We start from the raw sequence: 7,104 nt of genomic DNA, 5'->3' as shown, positions 1-7,104 counted from the left end.
CTAGGCAGGACGTGTTCGATTACATCGAGATGTTCTACAAACCGAAACGCAAACATGCGAGGAATGGGATGTTGTCGCCCGCCGAGCTCGAGCGGCAGCAGAAGATCAGACGTGAAGGCGTCTAAGAAACTCGGGGCTATTCATCCTTCCATTTCTTCGAAAGGATCACACCATCAAACCGTGGGATCAAACACCTAGGCTCGTTGTGAAAGCGAAGCTTTCCTGCGTCATCAACAACTACCGTCTTAGACGCCCCGCAGATGGAGACGTTTGGATATCAGGCCTACCCCTCCGCACTCATTTTCGCTTGACGGCCAACCGCGATCTCGCATCCCGTAGAGCATGTCGGAAATGTGGCGCACCGCGCCTGCTCAGCACCGCCATGCATAGCCGAACGATCAGATCGTCACGTCGGCGTGTAGTGACTTGGGCCAAAAGTTCTTTTTGGTAACGTGGCGAAGCATAGCGTTTACGCATTAGCTGCCGAAATTCTACGATGTCAGGCTCGGGCTTGAGCAGGCAGCTAGCTGCCTCTTTCAGGACGCCCATTGTGCCCCACAGGGACATGATACGGTGTCCCATGAACCGGCAACTGATATGGGTTATGTTATCCCCTCGAAACAAAGCTGCGTGCATAGCGTCAAGTTGCGACGCGGGATCAAAGACCAAGATCACCTGATTGGCGGTCCGGACCTCGTCCGGCGCAAACCCGTAACGATTAGAGAAATTCCGCCGCCATGCCTTGCGATAGCGAGTTTCCCAACTTGCGATACCGCGATCCAGTGTCGCTTGAGGGCTAATTGCGATCACATCCGCACCTGGAGAAGCCGACGAAAACGCACAGGCCGCGTAGGCGCCCATGGACGCGCCGTAGAAAATGACGCGTTCAAAATCCTTGAAGAACCCAGACGCGCGCAGCTCATCAAAAAAGTTCAGCACGCATTCATCACGATACCAACTCCATTCACGTGCCATCAGGCCCAAAATAGACCAGTTATTCTTTTCAGCCAGCGAATAGCCCCAAGGCAATTGGTCTTCCGTCCGGCTTACAACGTGATCGAGATTCTCGAACGTAACCAATAGTGTGCCACCGCGCTGCGAGAACAAGACACTGTGTTTCGGGCCTAGCTCTCGATAAAATCCTTCACGCGCGCCCTTTTCGATCAGCGCCGCTTCACCCGGCGATGACGTTTGTGTTGTTAGTGTCAACTTCGACATTCTTCTGCTCTTTTTTTATGCGCTTGCGGCGGCGGTTAAACGCCCACTTGAACTGACTCGCTCTGTCGTCATGCTTGCGTGCTTGGAAGTGACCTATCATTTCCAGACAATAGATGCGTGTGTTTCGGCGTCCGCGTACCAGCCGGGCAAAACTTTCCGCGGTCAACGTCCCGTCAATCGCAGTCCGCATGACCGTTTTCAGCGTCTCTGTTCTACGCAGAACCATCGCGGTTTTATGCCCGCATCCGGGTGCGCGCAGCAGCGTGACATTGTCCGGAGGAATGCGCGCCGCATGCCGGGCATCGTTTATGTCGAACGGATCGTAAATCACATACGCCTTGCCCAGATTTTGCAGGTCCGCGGCCGCATCCGAATAAGGCAACGTCCAGTCCTGAAGTCGCGATTTTACAAAGCGGCGTTCCCACGGAACCAGATCCTGGTTCAGGGTTGACTGCGGGCTGAAGGCAACGACGCGAGCACCAGGCGCAAGGTGGGAAAACGTGAGGGCTGCAAAGCCCCCCATCGACGTGCCTGCCATGGCGACGACAGAAAAACGCTCAAAGAACCCTTCGTCCCGCAGCCTTTCGAGATACGTAATCAACTGCGGATCGCGGAACCAGGTTGGCCCGTTAGCTATGACACCTAAGTGACTATGTCCTTCATCGGCTATGAACTTCGCGGCCCATGGATCCCGGTTCAAGTAAGCCCCACCCGCCTGCGAGAGGTTGTCAAACGTGACGATTAGGGTGGAGGGCGAACGCTCCACATAGACAAGTGCGTGATCTTTCATCGCGTGATAAAAGCCCGTGAACTGACCACCGGGGTAGATGTGTCGGTACCAAAGTGGGGCTTCGTCGGCTATGGGATCGGACATGTGGTTGCGCCTGCTCAGTTTCATTGCACCTCAGATGCGTGATCGTCGGCATCTTGCGCAACGATATCAGCATGCAGGTCAGCGTCGATGTTGCTGCCAGAGATAACGCAGGCCGATATGCCGCCCGGCGGGGTCTCGCGCAGGGCCGCGGCAAGTGCGGTACATCCGCCCAGCTCTGCCCGAACGCCGTGCGCGTGCCAGAGCCACCGGCACGCCGCACGCAGTTCGGCTACTTCAACGCTAGTGAACCGTGCGGTGCTGGCCTCACGCATGATGCGCGTTGGAATGACGCCAAGCGTCCTGATCGCGACCCCTTCTGTCGAGGGTTCCGGCGCTTTGTCCATGTGCGGCAGATCGCCCTGCTTGTTCCAAGCAATTCGAGTCACGCGCTCATAAGGGCTCAGCTCTACGCCAATAATCGGAATACCGCGTCCTTCGCAGGCTTGAACGGCACCGGAAAACAATCCACCGCCCCCGATGGGTACGAACATAGAAATGTTGTCTGGCTCGAGATCCTCGAGGATCTCAAGAAACACATTGCGGTTGCCGACGATTATATCAGCATGGTCATAGCTAGGAACAAGGTACGCGGTACCATCTGCCGCAAAACGCTCCGCCTCTGCCAATGCGTCCTGATAGTCGCCATCGATCAAACGGATCTCACCACCCGCTGCGGATATGGAGGCCAGTTTTCGGGCAGGCGTTGAGCGGGGGACCATGATCACGGCATGCAACCCGTTGGCCCGTGCCGCCAAAGACAGGCCGATCGCGTGGTTCCCGGTTGATGCGGTGGTAACCACACCGGAAGAGATTCTATTCACGCTCAAAAAGTGCGAGGCCCCCCGCAATTTGAAGGACCCGCTTGGCTGCGCCCCTTCGTCCTTAAGCCAAAGCAACCGACCATCTAAAAGGGGAGCGCGGATCAACGGTGTGCGGATCGGCGTATCAGGGCCCATTTCTTAAAAACTCCCTTCAAATCTTCTTAACGAAGACTGTATTCTTCAAGACTTTCACTCAGCGGTGAATTTTTATTACGAAGCGCATTATCCGACGTCCGGGTATATCTGATGTCGCGCAAGGCTGGCGCCGTGCGTTCTATCAGACGGTCATTGTATTGCAGTCGAAAGCGCATCAGCGGCGGGGCCGAGGCAAGGTGCTGAATGATCTGGCGATCGCAGCCAGGCGCCATATAAAAGTTACGCCAGAACCCGTAGAACGAAAAGCCCAGAGAATAATTACGGTAAAGCTCCAAGCCCATGAGATCAAGAACACGCGCCCCGGCTGCCGTCGGCAACGTCTCTCGCCATGCTGCGAGCCGGCCTTTTACCCAAGGCATTGCCCCCAAAGCCGGCTGGTCGTGGAATAAAAGCTCTGCAACAACGTCATTTGGAACGCCTTCTGAACCGTGCTCAATGTAAGCGCTGATCCCCTTGTTGCGCCACAAAACTGCCTTCGAAATATCCGTCACATGGCCCCGCATGACAACGCCACCTGATGGCAGGGCATTTGTGGCGAGCATTTCACGCCGAATTAACTCGTGCTTCTTAAGCTTCTGAGGGTAAGCGTTGTCGAGGCGTCCCCGCGCCAATGCTGCTTCGCGCAGATACCTGTAAACGCGACGCGGCGGCATCTGGATTGTCTGACCCGGATCCATCGTATCAATGATGGAATGTTCCCACCCTGTCACGGCACACATCTCTGCGGCGATTTCCGCATCGATCCGGGTGTTATAGTTTGTCACATGGCTAAATGCGTAGTCTGGCGTCAGTTCTGCATGCGCCGCGATCGCCATGATAATGCGGCTGTCCTGTCCGCCGCTGAGGGGCAAAATGAAGGGTGGGCGCGCCTTTGCGATGGCGCTTATGATTTGCACATGGCGTGCGATTACCGTATCCATCCCCGCGTCCAGTTCTTCCAAGCTGGAATAGGAAAATGGGGTCTCCTCGGTCGGCCAAAAACGAACCTGTTCTCCAGAGGTAATATCGAAATAATGATTAGCCATCAGTGCTACGACATCGCGGTCAGCGGTGTACCCAAACGAGTAGCGGCTTGACACAAGTTCTCGCGGGTAGTCGGGCGACGGCGAAGGCGGGCGGTCAAGCACAAGAAAGAGAGAGGAGCCGATGGCTCCGGTTTCCCGATTGACCATGACCCCCATCGATCCGGTCGGGTCCAGATAGATACGCCGCGCCTGCTTGTGTTTAAGAAACACGACATACCTCCCCCCTAGGCCGGCGATATAGGTCTCCAGTCCTTGCAGGTCAGGCCCGTTGGCCAACACGGCGTCTAGCCTATCCTCGGTTGCAAGCGCCCCCTTCTCATCGACGGCGATGCCTAGTACAATAATCTGCGTCTCTTCTGAGATCGCCTGCGCGATGGGCAAGGACCGACCTACGAGAAGCGACCTGCCGTCAAAGCGGTATGGGTCAAAGCCCGACACGGAAAAATCTGCATCTTCGCACATCAGAAATTGCTGCGTAAAGGTCCGCGAAAACCTTAGTTTAAGATTTTCGGTTAGCGCGACAGCATGTGGCATCATTATATCACTCCACACCCGGAACTTCCCGGGCATTAGCGTTTGTGGATCACAAGAACCTGGTCGCGGCGGTTTTTCTGGAACTGGGCCTGAAACAAGAAGCAGCCAGAGATATCAACCCGCATATCATTCAGTTCTTTTTCTATCGCAGGCTCAGGGTGTCTAAACACGCTGGCTTCCAGATAGTTCTGGAAGAGTGTGGCTGTCTTTGGATATCCTAGTGTCTCAAAGTCTTTGGGCTGCCAGCGCAGGTCTTCGATAATATAAAGACCACCGGACTTAACCTTGCCAAACAGTTCTAACAACCCATTCTGCTGATGGTGGGAAGCATGGCTTGCATCATCGATAACGATGTCAAGCGCTTTTATATCGCTGGTGGCCGCCCGAATGTTTTCGCGGCGATCCATGTCACAGCAATGGAATACAAAACGCGGGTCCTTGAACCAGCTGAAGTCAGACACGTCGAGCCCATGGATCTTGGCCTTTGGGAAAAATTCGAGCCACATCCTGACCGATGGTGCATCGGTTGTAGGACGAGCTGCGTTATTTCCGTGCTCTGGCCCGCCAATCTGAAGGCCCATTTCAAGGAAGGAGATCGTGCGGTTGCGATACGGCAGGAACAGCATTTGATACAGTTCGGAATACCGGTGCTTAGCTGAGCCTTTGTCGGAGCCATACTTGTCGGCAAGATCAGTCAGGTTGACCTCGCCACGTCCGTACCGAACGCTGGGGTGAAGGGGAGCAAATATCGTCGGCCGCGGTGTAGCGGTCGATGCCACGGTTTTGCTTCCCGTCGGCGTCTCTTTGGCCGGTTCTGGCCGACCCTTGTTGGGGATCGGGGCCTTGCGGGGATCGATACCGTGTTTGGTAAGCAGTTTGCCCAGTAGGCTGGACCGATGCGGTACGCCGCCCTCTTTCTCTACTAGTCGCGCGCGCATACGACGCCCGAAAAGATGAACCGAATACGTGTTTTCAGTGATGTAGGGCGTAGTATCGAAATTGCGCCGCAACATCAAACGGCGATCCTTGAACTTGAAGGGATACAGCGCCTCTTGTGGTAAGGCATACTTCACCTCGCCCGTCGCGTGCAGAAAATGCGTAACCGCATGCGGGCCCCACACTCCCCAAGGTTGGTCTCCCGCATGAACTGGCATTCCGGCGTTTTTTGCGGCTTTCAGCTCCTGAGTATACTCATCCCCATACCATGTTGGTATGCTGAATTCATCGTTGGTAAAGTCGAGTAGCGCGCGCAGCGTGTCGCTGTCTTTGGGCAGCCCGAGGACACCGCCATTGATGTGCTTGTTCCCTTCCCAGCCGTAGAAATGCCCGTTTCGCGTTTGGAAAGGTTTCATGCAATAGGCGTCAGTGTCCGCCCAAATAACGTTATCTTCCTTCGCCAGCATCTTGTAACGGAACAGGTCCGAGTGCAGAGCCGGGCTGCCCGTGCGCTCATGCCTAAGAAAACCGCTTTGGGGCAAAACTTCATTGGCATCGGCCAGTTCCACCCCCTCCGGAACATTCTGCAGCGGCCCGTAGTGATACAAAACCACCCGGTGCCCCGCGTCGAGAAAAGACTTGACACATAACTGTTCGAGATAGCTAAGAGGCCCCTGCAACCAGAGCATGCCGATGGTCTTCAACATTGCGTATTCCTGCTCTTGCTGTTTTGCGTGCGCGATGGCACATGGCATTGCGTTTGGGAAATTTCATAACCGTGTTTGCTGCGCGCCCCACCCCCCCATCCTACGCGTGAGCCTTGGAGCAAAATCGTGTCCCACCGTTCGGTGCAAGGTCCTTGATCTTCGGAAAGGCTAGCTCTGAGCAGGTGGACGAAGCGGAAACTTCCAGAGTTAAAGTATCGTTTACGCGCGCGAGGGTTTCAAGGCTCATGTCGCCCGTCGTCTTCAGATAACTCTGTACGCTTGAATGGCCTATCGTGGGGCCCTTTCTCGCTGTTTTAGGGTCAGGACTCGTTCTCTCTCAAAGCCAGAAGATTACGGTCGCAGCGAGTGCTATTGCTGAGAAGAAGGTTTGCGGACAGCGATCATAGCGGGTCGCAACCCTCCTCCAGCCCTTGAGCCTGCCGAACATGATCTCGATCCTGTTGCGCCGCTTGTAGCGGCGCTTGTCGTTGACCTGCTCCCCTGAAACGTCCGCGGTTTGAGGTTAGCCTGTTCTCGAAACGAGGAGACAGAAGATGCGGAAAAGCCGTTTCAGCGAAGAGCAGATCATTGGCATCCTGAAGGAGCACCAGGCCGGGATAGGTGCCAAAGAGCTCTGCCGGAAGCACGGCGTCAGCGATGGCACATTTTACAAGTGGCGCTCGAAGTATGGGGGCATGGAAGTGTCGGAGGCCAAACGGCTGAAGGCGCTTGAGGCCGAGAATGCGAAGCTGAAGAAGATGCTGGCGGAGCAGATGCTCGATGTCGCCACGCTCAAGGAGATGCTGGGAAAAAACTTCTGAAGCCCGGTGCGA

Annotated in this window: 5 protein-coding genes and 3 pseudogenes; 2 read left to right on the top strand and 6 right to left on the bottom strand. The window is 55.5% G+C overall.

Features of this window, described 5'->3' with window-relative positions; all coding sequences use genetic code 11:
* Positions 1–125 (top strand): annotated as a pseudogene (locus F804_RS17440) (IS3 family transposase); the annotation flags it as partial.
* A 172-nt stretch (positions 126–297) separates the two neighbouring features.
* On the opposite strand, the gene F804_RS17435 reads toward F804_RS17440, so the two are convergent.
* The 6 genes and pseudogenes from F804_RS17435 to F804_RS17260 form a co-directional block, all read right to left on the bottom strand.
* Positions 298–1,218, bottom strand: a complete 921-nt coding sequence (locus F804_RS17435; RefSeq protein WP_156845263.1) for an alpha/beta hydrolase — start codon at positions 1,216–1,218, stop codon at positions 298–300.
* Complete coding sequence (locus tag F804_RS16735; protein WP_156845262.1) at positions 1,175–2,092, bottom strand: hypothetical protein; 918 nt, start codon at positions 2,090–2,092, stop codon at positions 1,175–1,177. Before F804_RS16735 ends, F804_RS17435 begins: the two co-directional genes overlap by 44 nt.
* Before the next feature lie 20 nt (positions 2,093–2,112).
* Entirely contained in the window at positions 2,113–3,048 is a 936-nt protein-coding gene (locus F804_RS17050; RefSeq protein ID WP_022708553.1) for a threonine ammonia-lyase, read from the bottom strand.
* 26 nt (positions 3,049–3,074) lie between these two features.
* Entirely contained in the window at positions 3,075–4,628 is a 1,554-nt protein-coding gene (locus F804_RS0114965; RefSeq protein ID WP_156845261.1) for an asparagine synthetase B family protein, read from the bottom strand.
* 35 nt (positions 4,629–4,663) lie between these two features.
* Complete coding sequence (locus F804_RS17730; RefSeq protein ID WP_245540376.1) at positions 4,664–6,271, bottom strand: glycosyltransferase family 32 protein; 1,608 nt, start codon at positions 6,269–6,271, stop codon at positions 4,664–4,666.
* Positions 6,272–6,608: 337 nt separating this feature from the next.
* Positions 6,609–6,758 (bottom strand): annotated as a pseudogene (locus F804_RS17260) (transposase); the annotation flags it as partial.
* A 67-nt stretch (positions 6,759–6,825) separates the two neighbouring features.
* On the opposite strand from F804_RS17260, the pseudogene F804_RS0114950 reads away from it, so the two are divergent.
* Positions 6,826–7,083: pseudogene (locus F804_RS0114950) on the top strand (transposase); the annotation flags it as partial.
* Positions 7,084–7,104: the final 21 nt, after the last annotated feature.

Source organism: Paracoccus zeaxanthinifaciens ATCC 21588, assembly GCF_000420145.1.
Classification (GTDB): domain Bacteria; phylum Pseudomonadota; class Alphaproteobacteria; order Rhodobacterales; family Rhodobacteraceae; genus Paracoccus; species Paracoccus zeaxanthinifaciens.
The sequence above is the reverse complement of the archived record's forward strand: the minus strand, read 5'-3'. Positions and strand labels throughout refer to the sequence as shown.

Excerpts from the sequence above, each read along its gene's own strand:
- F804_RS17435 (WP_156845263.1), bottom strand. The coding sequence starts at position 1,218 with ATGTCGAAGTTGACACTAACAACACAAACGTCATCGCCGGGTGAAGCG.
- F804_RS16735 (WP_156845262.1), bottom strand. The coding sequence starts at position 2,092 with ATGTCCGATCCCATAGCCGACGAAGCCCCACTTTGGTACCGACACATC.
- F804_RS17050 (WP_022708553.1), bottom strand. The coding sequence starts at position 3,048 with ATGGGCCCTGATACGCCGATCCGCACACCGTTGATCCGCGCTCCCCTT.
- F804_RS0114965 (WP_156845261.1), bottom strand. The coding sequence starts at position 4,628 with ATGCCACATGCTGTCGCGCTAACCGAAAATCTTAAACTAAGGTTTTCG.
- F804_RS17730 (WP_245540376.1), bottom strand. The coding sequence starts at position 6,271 with ATGTTGAAGACCATCGGCATGCTCTGGTTGCAGGGGCCTCTTAGCTAT.